Consider the following 17,469-nt stretch of genomic DNA (forward strand, 5'->3'; position numbering starts at 1 on the left):
TGCTATTACTGAAAAAACGCTTCATCTACTGTCCCGAATTACCTTGGGTCAAGAATAGGAAGCGATTTATTTTTTACTTCCGAAAGAAAAGGGGTGAGCCAACTACCCTTTGACGAGCCGCGCTAACGTTACTAATGGCAATGGTTACGTAACTACTGAATCGAATGGGAACGTTACTAAAATAACGTAGCTCTCCACAAGGGTACAAGTATACCTAGGGACAGCCCTTTCTTTTAAATCTCTAAAATTGAATCTTAATTAGCTATTATTCTCGCAATAAAAAAAGAAACGATAAGAAGCAGAACAAAACTTATTAAAGAAATGTTCCGTAAGGTGTTGTATATAATGAAATTTTTCTGCGTTACATATTTAATAGATTCCAACAACGAAAAAATAAAAGAAAATCCCCAAAAAACCAGTAAAATAATTAAAAAAAGTATCATGGGCACTCTCCTTTTCAGTATAGTAAAGCCCCCTCAAGCTGTTAAAGAGGGGGCTTTAGGAATTACTACCATTCAAATTCTCGTGCCTACTGCTCTCCAAAGGGCGGTATCCAGAATTCCTTCCCTTCGTGTTCGATGAGCTTATCCAGCCATTCTGTAAATGTCAGGTCAATGTCAATCGGGTTATCGGGGTCCATTGATTCAATCCATGTGAGGTAGCCGTTTCCGCTGTCGATTCTGTCTTGATCTACGCATATACAACCTAGCGAGTGGCTACTCCATGCGATAGGATAGTAAGGATGATCTATACTGTATCCTTTCCAATACTGAATGACGAGTTGGGGGCTCAAAATACTGCAACCACCGCCATATCCCAACCCTTGAAATAAGACGGCACTATCGAATTTATGTAAAAATTCTACATAGTCTTCAGGGAGATCAAACGATTTCAAATGCGCCTCTATACTGGTATTTGGATCGTTTGCTTTGTAAAAAATGAACTCATTTTTTCCATTTATAATATGCAAGTTCCCATCCCGCTCTGTTCGACTTCCTCGGATCATACGGATGCTTCCGTCAAACGAATTACTCATGTCTACACACCCTTTCAATAAAAGTATGGACTGCCACCTAAATGACAGTCCGTTTTTTTAATTTTTTCGGTAACTTCTCCACCAGTCATTTACTTCATCATGTACCAGGATGTAATCGTTTTTGTAACCTTTTTTGAGAAGGGGGATCAGGTTGTCGAAATCGTTTTTTCCATAGTATTCTAACGGAATCATATGATGGATTTCAACTTCGTTCCAACTGAAATATTGAGAGGGGCCGAAGTAACCCTCGTAACGTTTCTTGTAGGCCTCTCTATCCACCGCTCGTTCCCTCTTCTGAGGCACCATGTCAGCGTCCGGTTTAATTAACTGGATGTTCGACTGTGGATCGACATAATCAGGGTAGATTTCGCCTTTATTGTTAGTCAGGATCTTTTCTACCTCCTTCAAATGGGCGATAGGTGAGGAGCCTCCTCCCAGGTACCTAACAGTTCCTTCCAATTTCCCTGACCACCAGTAAGTCTCCGCATTAGCGCGTACCCTATGCGTAGATAGGTTCGCGTAAGGAGGCTTAAAATCCAAATTTCCATTTCTTTCTACGTTATACTTCCCGTCCTCTGATGCCGAACGGATAATAGTGTGAGTAGCGTCCACAGAGGCTACTCTGCCTACCACGGCGATTACTTTAACCGTCGAGTATACGTCACCACCAGCCCAGTCGGACGTCATCTGGTGATCAAAGAACACTCCATCAACGGTAGGAAGCCAACTCCTTGGCTCAATAGCTCCAACCTCATCAGTGTCAGATTCAGCAACCTCGACAGCTTTGTCAGCACTGTTGTAAGAGAAGGCACCGAAGTCAAACTTAGAGTCGTCTTCTTTTTCAACTGGGGCTGCATTGGGGCTATACACCATTTGGCGCACTCCGACGACTTCATCCGTTGCGCTGCTCTCCATAATAGTTACGTTTTTGCTTTCGAGTATGCCAGGCTCGTCCATGGCTTCCGCCAATTCCTCTAGGGTTACCCCCTCCGCCAGTTGTATGGGAAGGTTTTCGAAATCAACGACTTCTTCTGTCTCCGCGACTTCCTCTATACTTTCGCTGTTTTCCTCTTCTGTCTCGGCAATTTCTTTTGGACTTTCAACGACTTCTTCTGTACTTTCCGCAGATGCAGGGGTTGATACTGATACGGGAACTAGTAACAATGAGAACGTGACCAAAGGAACTAACATTTGTTTGAATCTTTTCATGGACTTCCACCCCTTTTCGTTTTCTAAATCCTTGTGTTGCTGTCCTAGCGTTTTATACATTTATTCTTTTTCCATCATTTTTGATTGAATTACTAGAATGTATTGATCCAATAGCTGACTTAATTCTACGCATCATCCAATAAATCATTCTTCTCTAAAAACAGTAAAGATACACTCGATAGCAGGCTTAAAGATAAAAATGCTGCCAGAACTGCCTTTTTCATCACAATACCCCCTAAATTGTTAATCAGATTACTCTTCGACTTTTACTGGTGATGCTCTCTTTGCCAGACACTTCATCTTGCATTCTACGTTGATGCTCCACTAAGTAATCATCAAGCTCTTGACTCACCCTTACCACAGCACAGTCAGTTAGACTTCCCTTCTGTTTGAAAATTTCGTTCAGTTGGAATTGAAGGGTATCAATCTTCTGTAATAAGTCTTCGTTCCTCATTTCATGCCTTCTCATTATTTAACTCACCCCCATTACATCACCTCGCTTCTTCCAAAGAATACCAGTTGTTGCGTAATAACGAGTATTTTTCCATTTATGCAACGTTCGACACAAAATAATTTTAAAAGCCATAAATTGTCGAAACAGATCGAATACTTGCATTTGATAGTTCTAACTCCTATTGATATAATGCTTTTCGTAAATGTAATAAAATGGTAAAGGAGTGAATTAAGTGAACAATGTGGAAGACCATATTGGCGAAACAATATTACGGTACAGAACCCAAAATAACCTCACTCTTTCTGAACTAGAAGAAAAGTCAAGTGTCAGTAAAAGCTCTATTTCAAGAATAGAAAATGGAGAAACAAAGCGACCAGAACTAATAACCTTGTTACGCATCTTTGAAGCCTTAGATGTACAATATGAGGAGATAATCGAACTTTACATCTCTAATGAGACACGACACAATAGCTTACACGATTTGTTGCTCGAAGCTATTCAACTCCCAAATGAAGACCTAACTATAAAAATAGTTTCCCGTATACTCGAAAATCCAAAAGAAAAAACTGAGGACTCAGTAGAGATCCTGTACAATACTGCCCTCAATGTTGAAGACACAGAAATTAAGCTAGTGCTCTTTAACCAACTTGCTCAATATTGTCGGATTCGCGGAATTCAACCATACATGTCTAAAGCTTTATTTCATAGATACCGTATCGAAAGAAATAACCCACACCGCCTCGAAGAAACCTTTCGTCACGGGGAAGAAGTATTGTATTACATAGAGTTTTTGAGTCATGAAGAGAGAATTAACCTTTGCTACTTAATGGCATTTGATGCACATGACTTGAAAAAATATGAGCAGTGTATTGAACTTGGAAAAATGGGACATGCCGAGGATTCTACAAGCAATGAAATAAAGGAACGCATTGCCTTGGCTATTTGTAATTCCTATATGCGAATGGGCAAATTTGAAGACATGGAATCCCATATAGAAATGTACGAAAAGTTAGGCTATCGTTTTATCATGGAACGCTCCAAGTATCTACGTGCAATTATCTTGTCAAAGACTGGTCATTATCAGGAAGCAATACCATTGCTCAGGGAGTGTGTAGGGGAAGCGACAAAGAACAATCTAATCCATAGAGTCAACGACCTAATAGAAGCATTACTTTACGTTAATGACGTAAACTCCATCGAACAAGTTATCAACACAGAGGAACATAACTTCTCTTTTGATTTTAATAATGCTTACAACTTTTCAGGAATGGGTAATTATTACAAAAACAAAGGAGCCTTCCTTGTTAGTCGCGGTCATTTCAATGAGGGCATGGATGCTTATCTACAAAGTATTGTGTATTACGGAAAAATCAATCGAATCGAAGAAATAATGTCTTGCGCTGTTGAGATAAACATGCATCATTGTGAATTAAAAAAAGATATGGATTTGGAACTTCTGAAAAAATTGAATGAAGTATATAATATGATTAAATTCGGGAAAAGAAATGAGGGGTAACATATGAGGAAGTTTTTAGCTGTCCTTTCAAGAGTTTCACTGGTAATAGCTTGCTTTCTAGTTGTTGTTTCCACTGGTGCAAATAGCATGTCGTTACCTAAAAAACCTCCTATTATTATGTATAGCGATAACCCACAAGGATAACTGTAACAAGATACGATAAACACAATAAAGCTCATAACAATTCCTACCAATCAGCAGACCTCATGTGTCTGTTTTCTTTTTGTTTACAAAGAAAAAAGACAAATCTTAACGACTGTCTTCTCCCCTTGTTCTGAGGTATCCCCCCACATGATAACTATCCGGATCGCATTTCTGTAGACCGACTCCGACAGCCTTTTCCAATAGTGTGAATCTCCCAAAACTTTTTTTGCTGGCATACTCCGTTCAACGTTGAATAAAGGAGCGTCAAATTTGACACTCCCCTCAATTTTAAGGGCAGCAGCGAGGGATTCCTTTACACAGTCACCTTGTTAAGAAAAGTTAAGGTTCACGTGCGTATTAGCAGTTGTTAGTATTCACGTGTGTATAACCGTGTGGATGCCCAAATAAGTGAGGCGCAATTAAACTTCCGATGCTTGGGAGGTTGCGGCTGTGGGTCCTTCTGACAGGGTAGGCCCTATGCGGGTCGAGCGAGCCCCGAAATCCCGCTAGATTTTAATTTTGAAATTTACTTTCGCTTTTGCTTGCGGATAGACTAATTTAACACTTTTTTAATTTCGGCTTCATCTAATGCGTAAAAAATAAACAATGGTGATTTTTAGCTAAAAACGAAAGTGAGGTGATGAAATTGGCGAAACCAAAGGCGAAAATTGATCAGCTACAACATAGGGAAATATCTACATCAGAATTAGCTTTAATAGTCGGTAAATCCCTTCAATGGATACGCTAATTGACCAAGGAAAACGTTCTTGATTAGGTAGAACGGGGGGAAATATTTGCTAGGGGAGGCATCTTGTGTATAAAGGATATGACTTTTAACAAACCATTACAAATGGACTGTCGATTTTACTGGAAGTACAGATAGAGAGCGTACTAGTATTTTGCTATAGTTAATAGGATTGAATAGGGAGGGGATTTAAATTATGGAAAAAACCGCTTTTGAAATTTCATTACCTGTTCTCGGGACGATTGCGGGTAGTATCCTGGGTGTTATCGGTACACTTCTTGTGAATGGGCAGCGTTCAAAAATAGAATATAAACAAGCAGAATTAAAGAGAAACTGGGATATTGCGGATGCTGAGAAGAAAAATTCTGAGGAAAAGCAAGAACAAAAGTATGAGGTTTACAACAAAATACTTAAGGCTGCTGGGGAAGTGCAAGTAACTAGTCATATCGGTGGTAGTTACACAGATTTTAATATCAAAGATTATGAAGAGTATATCCGCCCCGAGATATTTGACGGTTTGCATAAACTCGATCCAGATGTATTTGATTTAGTAATGGAGTTAGAAGATGAGATTGATAGAGCTCATCATTTCGAAGAAGCGGAACCAGATCAGGTGAATCGTATGGCTGACCTGTATTGGAAAATAACATCGAAAATCAAGGAGTACTATAAAAAAAGGTAAGTTTCCTTTTAGAGGGAGCTTGGTTTTTTTATGTGCTTATTCCTGTTGTTAGTAAATATGAGCATATTATACGAACGTATGTACATATTTTGTCGGTTGAGTTGTGATATCGTACAGAATGTCCTCTAAGTAATCGGCAAATAATCAGATAGCAAACGGGGTACATCATGTTTTATGCTCGTGCAATATGAACTAGAGCCCTTCCATGTATAGATTTGAAAGCGCTGGTAGGGGGATCATTTTTCTGACAACTTAGTCTTATCCTAGTAAGAGTGAGTATGAATCACCTTGCGGGGAGGTGTGAAGTGAAGTGGGTTGATCAACAAGGATGCGGTTACTTGGCGAATGATAGGCAGATCCATTGCGTCGTGATAGTAATATTTCAATAGTGAACGCATAATTACCCAATAAATCCTAAAGGAAATATGTTACAATTATGGCATTCGTGTATGATTGGTGGTAATAGAGTGAAAGAAAACAATATTCTAGAAGAAACAAAAATGTTCTGGGATGATCATTTTCCAGATCAATGCCCTCCTATAGATGCACGCTGCGAGGAAATGATTGTATACAGATTAACAAAGCAAAAACAACCTGGGAAAGAAGATTTTTTGAGCCACAAGATGAGGTATCCTAGCCGTGATTTTTCACCATTAGATTGTCAAGCATGCGGATTATCGGTTCATACAGATTATGAGGATGTTTTAAAATTGAAGAATAGGCTGCCTGCACTAAGGAAATTCCACATTTCAATCGGCAGAATATTTAAAGATTCAGGGGTCGTAAAAGAGACGCCGTCCAAGAACGAGAAATCTCATGTCACATGGTGGGTTCGTACGGGGTACCAAGGTATACAACACCACTTTTCCGATTACAATGCATAATTAAGAGGGATGTACAATGGACGCTGTTTTTAAAACTCCGATTGGAGTAATGAAGATAATAGAGATATATGATTATTATGATAGACCTGTCTTGTATTCATGTGAGAGCAATTCAGGGCAGAAGTTCGTAGTAATACTTATCGATATTTCTGATTCGTGGGATAAGTGGTTTTTTATACCTGTAAGTGAAATACGACTGAGAGCAGTACGGTCCGGAAAGATTTCGTTAAGAGAAACGACATTATTGGCAGAAGACGGATGGGTTTGGGAGATTATTCAATCTGAAAACGAACAGTATCAAAAAAAGAAGATCAGAACTGTGGACTCCCTTGTAGAGGAAGAATTACCTGGAGAGGACTCCTATTTGAATATAGATCACCAATCTTTACCTGAAAGAACGGAGACGGTTGAATTACTTTCTGAAAAAACAGGCAGAGATGTCGTGGACCTATCATTAGAAATTGAAGGAACACATTCTCAAGAAGTTGATGCAGATATTTTAGGCGCTGTGCTACTACGTTTTCAAAACCTCACGAATAATGTTGCTATTAAAGCTTCTTCTTCTCGTGGACCAGTACCAAAAAGTATTAAAGAAGCAAATAAATTAAAAGTAGTAGGGTTCTATGCCGCATCATTCGGAGTTAGATTACAGTCAGATTCTGGAAAAAATCTCTTTGGGGAAACAGCAGTATCCTCTTCTTTAAAGAAGGTTATGACACTAATTGATGCTGCTTCTGACGAATCCAAATTAAAGGGATTAATTGGAGGTGTTCATAAGCGCACTCTAATTTCATATCGGTCTTTTTTAGAAAAATTAGCTGATTCGAAAATAGAGTTGAATGTAGAGTGGGCTTCTCCCGATAACATTAAAATTACATCAAGACTAGGTTACACTCAGATAATCCGAACGCTGCAAGTTTTAAACAACGATAGGGAGGATGAGAGTTTGAAGTTTGAAATTTTTGGTTCATTAGTCGGTGTCAATACAGACCGTAATAGATTTAACTTCAAATCTTCTGAAGGAGAAAAATATAGTGGATCAATAGGTAAATTATTGCGGGATAGAAAATTTGAAGTTCCATCAGATGGTATAGCAACACTGGAAGAAACCACAGAAACGAATCCAATTACCAGTGAAGAACAATGTACTTATACACTTATTGATTTCAAACCTCATTAAGCAAACCCGTCTCAGATTAGAGCAGAGGCGGGTTTCGCCTGTTGCGCCTTCCTCGGTGTGTAACTGGCTTTTGAACAATGTAAAAATCTCCTATTTCTGCAGGAGCTGTTCGGTTTCTCAGCCGGTTAAATATGATGCTCTTTAACCTAGTTCCATCTAGCTGTTAAGGTACGGAGTCAGTAGTTCATAAGATCTTTATATTCAATTAATTCAATTCCCAATCCTTTAGCGTACTATTGCATTTTCAATTAAGGGGCTTCTTGTTGCAACAAATCCTCCAACCGCATTTGGCTGGATCATTTGAAAGTGGATGATAGCCTTTGGCTCGAAACGTGTGAGAAAGTGGAAAATGTCTGGGCAATGTGGTTTATGTAAAACAAGGTCTAGGTGTCCGTGATCGACCTAACATCTGTCGTGCTACGACTCCGATTAAATGAAACAAGTTATAAGACTGAATACTAGCAGAACAAACTATATGACTACCTGTATAACCAATAGAATAGAAGAACCAACGAACGGATTTTCCCGTTGGTTTCTGAACGAAAATGTCCGTGCAATGTATATTATTCAATTACAAGCCGCCTACGGGCGGTTCTTTTAGTTGGAGGGGATAAAATTGACCTAGTGATGGTATGTGGCTGTTTGTTCTGCAATCATAGCAAGGAAATCGATACTGAATGGACAAAAAGTGTACTTGTTATCAAAATAGTAAAAAAAGGGGGCTGATGTATGAATACAGAGTTTCAGATTCTTAGATGGGGAATACCAGGGTGGATCTTCCTTGCTACTTTCTTAATGTTCAAATTAGCTGCGGTTAACTTTCAAATAGAAATCCTCATTCAACCTTTTAATTCAAATTTTGCAGCTATTGCAGGCATTGCAGCGTTTTTCGCTGCATTGGGTGTTCCCATCGGATACGTGCTATATCAGATGTATTTTTGCTATAAATGGACGTTTGGAGGGAAGAGATCATATCTAGCAGCCAAAGGCGTTCCCGGCCTAGAAGGTGTGGTTACCGGCAATACAAGGGATGATTGGAGAACCATTGAGAGGCATATGGACAAAATGATGACATTAGTTGTTCCAAAAAAGAAGATTAATTACGAAGACTTACAGAGAAGATACGAATGGTATTCTAATCGAACATCAAGAACACATGGGCTTGGTGCTTCTGCTGTAGCAATGATCCTTGGGTTGATAACATTCATTGCTCTTAATCATTGGGGTTATGCTTCAATTTACTATTTGGGAATTGTGTTTATTATGTACATCGTTGCAATCGTATCAATAATCATTAATTACAAATCAATGGATGAAGGGACCTTTTTACAACTGAAATCTATGATGATGGATATACACGAGGCTGATAATGAACACCTAAATGGTGGTGAAGTTGGGAATACATAGTGACTATTATATTGTGTTTCAAGATTGTACGTCCGTAAAGATGAGGAAACAGGTGGTGAATTATGAATCACAACTTCTTATCAGACAAACAAATTTCAGAGATCGTAGAACGTTTAAAATCCATGCAAAAGTTGATGATGATGGATGTGGATGCACTAATTAAAGAGGTGCAGACATATCGCAAGCTTTTAGGAGAATACGAGCATGAAGAAGCAAAAGCAGAGCTTAGCAAAGAATTAGGCCTACCAGAAGTAGATGAAGATGTGCTGAAAAATTATAAGGATATCCTGACTCCGAAAGATATTCAAAAGATACTGGGGATAAGCCTGAATCATGCTTACGGATTAGTACACTCGGGTCAGTTTCAGGTTATAAAGATAGGCCAAAGATACAGGATTCTAAAAAGTGTTTTTGTGGAGTGGTTAAAGGGAAAATCATAGATGGAAAATTGGTGCCGAAACTGGTGCCTAAACGTAAAAAAGGGCACCAATGAGGGGCAAAAGATAACAAAAATACAAACCACTAAAATGCTGTAATATCAAGGCTTGCTCTACTTCAACAAAATGCAACAAAAAAAGTCTGGCGTCTTGACAGGGTGGGGGTCGCTGGTTCGAACCCAGTCCGGATCACCATAATTGATATATCAAGGGTTTGAGCGTGATTATAACACTTCTTAAGTTAAGTGGTCGCACTCAGACACGTCTTCAAATATGAAGCACACTTTTTTTCAGAATCAAAATCTGAAAAGGGAGTGTGCTTTTTTGTGTTACTTAAGTTTGCCATTAAAGATTTTAAGGATGATCGTGAGTATAAAAACTTATCCCCTAAAACCATCGAATCCTACATGTCCGCTCTAAGCGAATTTCAAACCTTCTGCTCTAACAATGAAATAGTTGATGTGAATGATGTGACTGCAAACACAGTGAAAAACTATCTTATGTACTGTCACAAAGATAGGAACAACAATGTAACCACACGAAACAGTAAACTTCACGTTCTAAAAATCTTCTTTAACTACCTTGAAGAAAATGAAATCATCAATTCGAAACAAAATCCTACAAAGAGAATTGGTTACGGTAAAGAGGACATAAAAATTGAGGCCAATATGACAATGACTGAGGAAGGGTTCTTAAAGACGGTCGACGATGAACAGTTTTAATAAGTGGGAGCCCACTGACGATTTTAGACACATTGCCAGTATGGTATTGGCAACCAAGACCGCACAGGATTTGATTGATATGTATGAAGCCGCTAGAGATAAAGCGGTAAAAGGTGATGAGAAATCGGTCAAATTGTTGCTTACACTTCAGTAAGAAATTGACCATCATAAACAGCAAGCGTTAAAAGCATTTGGAGAATATTCTGGAGAAATAGAGTAAGAAGAAGATGAGCTTGTTGTATAATATTACTAACAAATAATTCTTAATGATTGGGTTGTTTAAAATGGAAGATATAAAACCAGTGCAAGTTTTGATGCCTTTACTAGGAGTAATCGTTGGTTTCCTCTTAGGAATACTACGAGATTGGTTATTGAATAAACCGAAAGTGAAGGCGGAAATTAACACAGGTGAATTTGGTTATTATTATTCTAATTATAACGATGTTGGTCAATATAGTAAAAAGCAAACAAGTAACAATAATGCAAACATACTAGAAATATCTTTATTATTAAAAATATACAACGTAGGAAAAAGTGGAACTGCTATTAAACGAATTATTCTCTGTGTTCATAACAGGAATAATAATTTTAAAAGATATTATGAACCAGAATACAAGGATAATCAAAGTGGTTCTTTTAATTTGAACACTGGAACAATCGAAATTAGGCACTTAAACCTAAAAATAAAGAAAGAACATGAAGAGGTTCTTCTGTTTGAAGATATCATTCTTGATCCAGACAATGAAAAAAGCGTCAATATTACCGTGATCATCGAAGATATCTTTGGTAAAGACGTTAATGTACTAGTAGTGCCGTTCTCTATTTTAACTGCATATGAAGATGTAGAAGTGTTACTTACTGAATAAGGCAAACTAAAAGTTTGCCTGTTTTTTTTAGGTGGTGTTTTGTTTGAGTGAAGTAATTTGGAAAGAAAGAAAAGAAAAGAAAAGTAAGAAACAGAAGTTAGAACTTATAATGACCGATTTTAAGTTATTTGCTAAGAACTTCATTAAGATTATTGATAATAATGGTGACTTGGTTTCATTCGTTTTGAACAAGGAACAATCTGAATACATAGAATCAAAGAAAAATTTAATATCATACTAAAGGGTAGGCAGATAGGATTCACTACACTTTCATTGGCGTATATGCTTTAATCTGCTATTACTAAATCAGATACAAGTTATATGATTATGACCCATCATAATAGCGTGAGTAAGAGTTTGTTCGTTAAAGTTAAGGAAATGTTTAAGAATCTTCCTCACGACAAGTATCCAGAATTGGTCCCAAAAATTAGTTTAAACAATAGGGATGAACTTTTCCTAACAAATGGATCGAGGATTATCACTCTCTACTGCTGGTGGAGATGATGCTATCCCAGCACTAGCAAAGAACGATTCGGCAATGATTTGGATTGAATCAACTGGTATGGGCTATAACTATTTCGCTGAGTTGTTTCCCAAGTCATAACGTGGCAAGGAAAGTGTATGGAATGCCAAGTTTTATTCTTGGCTTGCAGATGCTTACCATAAACAGTTTAAAGTGGTTTTTGATGAAGCGGAGGCGTGGCATAAATTTCATAATAAAGGTAACAGATTGAGGGAAAAGGACTTAGAATACGATGAGCAGATTCTATTTGAGAAATACGGTGCTTCATTAAGGAAACTGATGTTTAGGCGGTACTACATTGCAACAAATTCTACAGACAAGTGGAATCGTGAGTTTCCTACAACACCAGATCAAGCATTCCAGACAAGTAATGAATCAGTGTTCTCAACAGATAAGATAATTAAACGATTGCAAAATGTGATGGAGCCATTACTAAATATTGAAATAAGCGATTTGCCAGAGGTGTTAAAATCTTTTTTTGGCAAGTCGCTTTTTATTTGGCATTTACCTGTTCAAGGCAAAAGGTATTATGCAGGGGGTGATACGGCAAGTGGTGGAGGGAAAAACGCTGACTTCTCAACTATCAGTATTTTTGATGCTGATGGACAACAAGTTGCCTGTTTCTATAACAATGAAGTGCCATTATACAAATTTGCAGATGTAGTTGAATCATTGGCACATTATTTCAACTACAGTTTCCTTGTCATTGAGTCCAACACTAAATGAGCGGATCAGGAAAGAGAAAAATTATCTGCTGTACAAACATAAGACGTTTGACCTAAAAGGGAAGAAAAGATTAAAAGTCGGTTAGCAGATGACAAAAGCCAACAAAGAAATTCTCATCTCTGACTTCAAGGAACAATTTGAGGTTGGAATGATCAATATGGAGTGTAAGCAGACACTTGAGCAAATGAAAATTTTCGTTGATCAAGATGGAAAACTTGGAAACAAGCGTGGTACCGGTGACAGTTATCATGATGACTTGGTAATTGCTGCTTCTCTTGCAATTCAAGGAATGAAAGCAGGGAAATGGTATGTAGACACATTTTCATGATTATACATTTATTACAAAAAGCATCAAATTTTGATAAGCTATTACTATAAGCTTATGGAAAAGGAGATGAGATTCTTATGAAAGACGGAGCCCGCGCTAGTGTAGCATTTATTGCAGGGGTAATTATATCTGGGGAGAATGTAGATTCAGTTTATGATTATTCAAGGTCAAAATACGTTAATATTAGTGGTAAAGCTAATGGAGAAAAAGTTGATATTTACGATTACGATGAAAAGTGCCATATTTCGGGAGATGGTAGGCAAGGAAAATATAACCTTTACCACTATGGTAATAGAAATCACATAGAATTAATAATAACAGAAAATAAGTTTGAAGGTTATGATTATGATACTAGGAAGCATTATAGTGGAGAAGTTCGAGATAAATCTATTTCTTTCTATGATTATGAATCAAGTAAGTATTACGATTTCAGTATTTAATTTTTTACAGCCATTCGGGTAATAAACTCGAATGGTTTTTTATTTTGAAAATAGAGGTCATCAGATGAATATAGATCAATATATCCTAGAACACCATGATGGTAATCCTGAATGGTTTATTGAGGAATGATACAGTCGCCTATATGCAGTGTATTAACAAAATAGTTGATACTAAAGAGTATTTGAGTGGGAATCATGCCATTCTTCAAGCACCATCGTATATTTACAATGGCAAAGAATTTAAGCCAAGAAAGATCGTTTTGCAATATGCTAAGAAGATCTTAAATTTCAGTACATCATTTACTTACCCATCCGGTTACATTGACTAGACAAGATAGTATAGTCGAGGAATAGAAGAAGGTTTACAAAAAGGGGAAGTATGATCGAGTTGATTTAAGAGAATATGTCCACTGGCCCACACATGTTACTCATTCTGATGTCAAATGAATCAAACAAAAATAGAAAGGCATAGGAATGTATTTTTTTGAATTTTGCGTTACTACTGTTGTCTATTGTTGATCGATTCAGTTTGATTGAGAAATCTTAGTATCTTGACCACTAACTCCTAGAGATTGTGGTCTATTTTTTACCTGTTTTGTGGTCAGGTGGATATTAGTGAAGTAATATTCGGATAAATTTTAGGTAATGTTCGGAAATAGACCAGTTAAAATCAAGTGTTCATTGGAATTGTTTGATACCCCTAATGGCTTAAAAGGTGCTATATCAGCTATTTGCACATACCCAGAGAAAATCTAATTATCCAGTTGAAGTTTACACCCTTTCTCAATAGTTTGATGGTATTATTAGGGTATTAATGTTGTTTTTAGGAGGTCATTATATGGGTGTGAAAGTTGTAGTAACATGTGATAATTGTGGTCTTGTATCAGAATTTAAGCCAGTAACAGTCGGAAATCATGCTTACATAAGCAAAGAATTTAACAAAAAAGCGTATTTTACAGTTTCAGATGTGTCAATCGAATCAGATGTTTCTGTGAGTTTAGATGATGATTATGTTAGTAAATTAGTAGAAAGTGATAGTGTAGAAGAAATAACTAGATTATTGGATTATGAGATTGCAGATAACATTTCAATTGACTCTAAATTAAATGAAGTAAGAATTGATTGTAAGCAATGTGGCGAGTATATTACATTAACTGATTTTTAATATTCAACGACTACTGACCACAAACTAGAGTTTTTTCCAAGAACAAACAAATAATTCATTTGGTATGGTAAAATCCTCCTATAAAATATTGGGAGGGTTTTGTCTTGAATAAATATATTTTTTTTATATTAACTGTATTTTTATTATCAGGTTGTTCAGGTAGTAATACTATTGAAACCCCAAAAATAACAACAGCGAAAGTTAAAGACGTAAATAAAAAGATTGATGTTTCTCTTAAATCAAGTATTACAAAAAGTGTGAATAAAGTTAGAGTTAGTGGTCAAACAAATCTTCCTGATCAAACTGACCTTATGATTAGTGTAAAGGGAGATAATGGGTATTTTGCACAAAATACAAAAAAAGTTAGCAACGGTGAATTCCAGAGTGATGAGTTTTCTGAAGAGGGGGGATCGCTAAAATCTGGAAACTATACTATAGAAATTTCAACACCGACAGTCAATGTTCAACCTCTTTCTGTTCAAGAATTGTTTGGAGAGAATGGGGAGAACTTGGCTGGAACATTAGTGGTCGATGACTCTACGTTTGGTAAAAAAGTAAGGGTTACAGATAGTTTTAAGATTGAAAAAACTCAAAGTCAACAACCTTCTACATCATATACAAATGAAATAAATAAACCTGTATACACTGAATCACAATTAAAGGCAGACCCAAAAGCACCATCAACCAATCCAAACGACTATGATCAAAGCGGTCAATATGTTCCGCATGATGGAGTTTCAAAAAATCCAGCAGATTATAGTATTAATGGAGAATATAAACCTGTTGAATCTATGACTCAAGAGGAAATTCAAGCAGAATTAGAGCAAATGTTAAATGAGTCGTTAGGACAATAGAAATCCAACTGCCTAGTGTGGCAGTTTTTTTATTTCAAAGGAGGAATCACACATGACTAATCAAGAACGCCTACTTATGGAAACCAAGGGCATCACACTTTCACCTGATGAGATAGCCGTCTATATAACCGAAAATGGATAAAATGCTTCTGATACATACAATGTAACAGACAAAGCCAACACTCGCAAAATATACGAAACGGCATTATCTATCCTAGAGTCAATTGCAAATCAACCGCAATTGATGTAGAACTATACTTCTGATGACCAAACAGTATCCCAATTCCATGAAAATCTAATGGCTAGGATAGACCAACTGGAAAACAAAATCAGGAAAATGAAGAGTGAAGAATCTAAAGCAGCCAATTAAAATGGCTCTTTTTTTATGTTTTCCGGTTAACCAGCATTAAGATTTAGAATGGAGAGATGTGGTAGAATATAGTGAAAAGGGACACGGGGGATTTTTTGATGGATTATACTAAGGTTGCGACACCAGTATTAACAAAAATATTTGATTTACTTGATATGGATATAACAGAAATTGAAAAAATAGAAAATCAATATAAATTGAGTAGAAAGAGGACTGCTATAATCTGGTTAATTCTCTTGTCTATATTTTCATTGATTTGTGGAATTTCTTTTTATCTATATCAAATGCTTGGTAGCACAGTCGCTTCAATTGTTGGGTTAGTTGTAATGCTAATACCAATAATATCGATAATGAAATTCTGTTCTAAAGAAACAGAAAAAGAATATGTTCCTTTTTTTATATCATTATTAGGAGTGTTTGTTGTTTCTCTCCAACTAATCACCCTTTATTACTTAGAGTTCAAATTGGTTTATTTTTTTATTGCCGTAATATTGTTTTTTGGATTAAGCATTATGTATATGGCAATATTTAATTTGTTACGTAGTAAAATTTTGTATAAACAAGATCATAAATTTCAATTCGTTTTAGTAAATGGGGAAATACTTGATGTTAAATTATTGTCAATCACTAAATATGATGATTACATAGTTGAAGTTCTAAATAATTATAATTTTAAAAATTTCCAGATTAAAATTAACCGTTTAGAAATCCAACAAATCAGATATCAAAAAACGGATAACGAAACGAAAAATAGCGATAACCAAGACACCTGTATGTAGGTGTCTTTTTTAGTTTAGGAGGTAAAAAATGATAAACCTTTTTGTATCAAACAAAGAAGATTTTCAATTTATTCTTGATCATCTTGGTAAGGACGTCCTGATCAATAACCAACCTGTTAAAGCGGCCATTTCTAACTCCCCACTTTCAACTGATGTAGACGACAAAATAATAAGCACTCTTGCAGCCATTTCTAGGGGTGATATAGTCCATTACAATAATGAAGATTGGATTATACTGTCAGAAGTAAATGGACAGCGTTATGGCCGGTATAGAGCGTATATACGTATGTGAGATTATTGCGCGAAATTGGTGCGAATGGGTTTTTACTTTGCCTCTTTCTTTTGAAAGAACATCTTCCCGAAAATATCAGCCGTCTCTTTCTGCATATTCGGTAAAACATGTTGATAACGATCAATCATTTTTGTATCTGACCATCCCATTTTCTCAGCTACAATCTTTGAATTAACGTTGGCTTTAGAAGCATCGTTGCGTGAGTATGGCGAAGATCATAGAATCTAATTTTATTTACTTCAGCTTTTTCTATTAATCGATAAAAGGATCGCATAAGGTTACGTGGAGTAACGGGAGTGCCAACAGTGGTTCAGATCACGAGGCCATGGTCATTATAAAGTCCAGGTCCGTTTCAAGTTTTTCAGAAGCACATCTTTTGGTAAGCTTTCGTAATTCTTGTGTCGTCTCGCTATCAATTGCAACTGTCCTAGGAACTGCCCGGTTATACAGTGGGTGTGTATGGCTCTTATGCAGTGGTTGATGAAATGGAGAAGCGAGGAGCCTAGATAAAGAATCAGCTGAAAAAGTGATTGGTGTCCTTGGTGCGTTATGGACGGCAAATGCCGATTCAAAAGTAAGGGATGCAGCCCATTATGCAGCAGATGCATTGCGCGATGCTGTTGGTATCCCTATGTAATAGTGAAGCCCTCCTTCGGATCTGATATGCTCCCCTTCAGGTAGACAGTTAAAATAATAAAACTGTCTACCTG

20 protein-coding genes are annotated in these 17,469 nt (G+C 36.8%); 17 read left to right on the forward strand and 3 right to left on the reverse strand.

Going from position 1 to position 17,469, the window contains the following annotated elements:
- Nucleotides 1-529 precede the first annotated feature (529 nt).
- The 3 genes from ACM6JA_RS11100 to ACM6JA_RS11110 all read right to left on the reverse strand — a co-directional run bounded on the left by ACM6JA_RS11100 (nt 530) and on the right by ACM6JA_RS11110 (nt 2,714).
- On the reverse strand, nt 530-1,036 hold the full coding sequence (locus ACM6JA_RS11100; RefSeq protein WP_414852349.1) for an SMI1/KNR4 family protein: 507 nt from the start codon (nt 1,034-1,036) through the stop codon (nt 530-532).
- A gap of 57 nt (nt 1,037-1,093) precedes the next feature.
- Entirely contained in the window at nt 1,094-2,245 is a 1,152-nt protein-coding gene (locus ACM6JA_RS11105) for an HNH endonuclease signature motif containing protein (protein WP_414852350.1), read from the reverse strand.
- Between the two features lie 247 nt (nt 2,246-2,492).
- On the reverse strand, nt 2,493-2,714 hold the full coding sequence (locus ACM6JA_RS11110) for a Spo0E family sporulation regulatory protein-aspartic acid phosphatase (protein ID WP_414852351.1): 222 nt from the start codon (nt 2,712-2,714) through the stop codon (nt 2,493-2,495).
- A 217-nt stretch (nt 2,715-2,931) separates the two neighbouring features.
- On the opposite strand from ACM6JA_RS11110, the gene ACM6JA_RS11115 reads away from it, so the two are divergent.
- The 17 genes from ACM6JA_RS11115 to ACM6JA_RS11195 all read left to right on the forward strand — a co-directional run bounded on the left by ACM6JA_RS11115 (nt 2,932) and on the right by ACM6JA_RS11195 (nt 16,759).
- A complete protein-coding gene (locus ACM6JA_RS11115) occupies nt 2,932-4,215 on the forward strand; it encodes a helix-turn-helix domain-containing protein (RefSeq protein WP_414852352.1) in 1,284 nt (427 codons plus the stop codon).
- A gap of 1,085 nt (nt 4,216-5,300) precedes the next feature.
- Nucleotides 5,301-5,786 (forward strand): hypothetical protein, encoded by a 486-nt coding sequence (locus ACM6JA_RS11120; protein ID WP_414852353.1) that lies wholly within the window; start codon nt 5,301-5,303, stop codon nt 5,784-5,786.
- A gap of 467 nt (nt 5,787-6,253) precedes the next feature.
- Nucleotides 6,254-6,670, forward strand: coding sequence for a hypothetical protein (locus ACM6JA_RS11125; RefSeq protein WP_414852354.1), 417 nt, complete (start codon nt 6,254-6,256; stop codon nt 6,668-6,670).
- A 16-nt stretch (nt 6,671-6,686) separates the two neighbouring features.
- The gene (locus ACM6JA_RS11130; protein WP_414852355.1) at nt 6,687-7,850 is read left to right on the forward strand and encodes a DUF6575 domain-containing protein; all 1,164 of its coding nucleotides are present in this window, start codon (nt 6,687-6,689) and stop codon (nt 7,848-7,850) included.
- Between the two features lie 729 nt (nt 7,851-8,579).
- Nucleotides 8,580-9,257 (forward strand): hypothetical protein, encoded by a 678-nt coding sequence (locus ACM6JA_RS11135; RefSeq protein WP_414852356.1) that lies wholly within the window; start codon nt 8,580-8,582, stop codon nt 9,255-9,257.
- Nucleotides 9,258-9,319: 62 nt separating this feature from the next.
- Nucleotides 9,320-9,697 (forward strand): helix-turn-helix domain-containing protein, encoded by a 378-nt coding sequence (locus tag ACM6JA_RS11140; RefSeq protein ID WP_414852357.1) that lies wholly within the window; start codon nt 9,320-9,322, stop codon nt 9,695-9,697.
- 323 nt (nt 9,698-10,020) lie between these two features.
- Entirely contained in the window at nt 10,021-10,416 is a 396-nt protein-coding gene (locus ACM6JA_RS11145) for a tyrosine-type recombinase/integrase (RefSeq protein WP_414852358.1), read from the forward strand.
- A 284-nt stretch (nt 10,417-10,700) separates the two neighbouring features.
- Nucleotides 10,701-11,282 carry a hypothetical protein gene (locus ACM6JA_RS11150; RefSeq protein ID WP_414852359.1) on the forward strand — a complete coding sequence of 194 codons (582 nt, stop codon included), beginning with the start codon at nt 10,701-10,703 and terminating at the stop codon, nt 11,280-11,282.
- Nucleotides 11,283-11,325: 43 nt separating this feature from the next.
- The gene (locus ACM6JA_RS11155) at nt 11,326-11,523 is read left to right on the forward strand and encodes a hypothetical protein (protein WP_414852360.1); all 198 of its coding nucleotides are present in this window, start codon (nt 11,326-11,328) and stop codon (nt 11,521-11,523) included.
- Between the two features lie 222 nt (nt 11,524-11,745).
- Nucleotides 11,746-11,886 (forward strand): hypothetical protein, encoded by a 141-nt coding sequence (locus ACM6JA_RS11160; RefSeq protein WP_414852361.1) that lies wholly within the window; start codon nt 11,746-11,748, stop codon nt 11,884-11,886.
- Nucleotides 11,887-11,958: 72 nt separating this feature from the next.
- Nucleotides 11,959-12,531 carry a hypothetical protein gene (locus ACM6JA_RS11165; protein WP_414852362.1) on the forward strand — a complete coding sequence of 191 codons (573 nt, stop codon included), beginning with the start codon at nt 11,959-11,961 and terminating at the stop codon, nt 12,529-12,531.
- Between the two features lie 88 nt (nt 12,532-12,619).
- Nucleotides 12,620-12,859 (forward strand): hypothetical protein, encoded by a 240-nt coding sequence (locus ACM6JA_RS11170; protein ID WP_414852363.1) that lies wholly within the window; start codon nt 12,620-12,622, stop codon nt 12,857-12,859.
- A 77-nt stretch (nt 12,860-12,936) separates the two neighbouring features.
- Nucleotides 12,937-13,299 (forward strand): hypothetical protein, encoded by a 363-nt coding sequence (locus ACM6JA_RS11175; RefSeq protein ID WP_414852364.1) that lies wholly within the window; start codon nt 12,937-12,939, stop codon nt 13,297-13,299.
- Nucleotides 13,300-14,137: 838 nt separating this feature from the next.
- Nucleotides 14,138-14,464: a hypothetical protein gene (locus ACM6JA_RS11180; protein WP_414852365.1), complete on the forward strand. Its 327-nt coding sequence runs from the start codon at nt 14,138-14,140 to the stop codon at nt 14,462-14,464.
- A gap of 104 nt (nt 14,465-14,568) precedes the next feature.
- The gene (locus ACM6JA_RS11185) at nt 14,569-15,318 is read left to right on the forward strand and encodes a hypothetical protein (protein WP_414852366.1); all 750 of its coding nucleotides are present in this window, start codon (nt 14,569-14,571) and stop codon (nt 15,316-15,318) included.
- Nucleotides 15,319-15,786: 468 nt separating this feature from the next.
- Nucleotides 15,787-16,467 carry a hypothetical protein gene (locus ACM6JA_RS11190; RefSeq protein WP_414852367.1) on the forward strand — a complete coding sequence of 227 codons (681 nt, stop codon included), beginning with the start codon at nt 15,787-15,789 and terminating at the stop codon, nt 16,465-16,467.
- 28 nt (nt 16,468-16,495) lie between these two features.
- Nucleotides 16,496-16,759: a hypothetical protein gene (locus tag ACM6JA_RS11195; RefSeq protein ID WP_414852368.1), complete on the forward strand. Its 264-nt coding sequence runs from the start codon at nt 16,496-16,498 to the stop codon at nt 16,757-16,759.
- The last annotated feature ends 710 nt before the right edge of the window (nt 16,760-17,469 follow it).

Source organism: Brevibacillus sp. IT-7CA2 (assembly GCF_949767855.1).
Lineage (GTDB): Bacteria > Bacillota > Bacilli > Brevibacillales > Brevibacillaceae > Brevibacillus.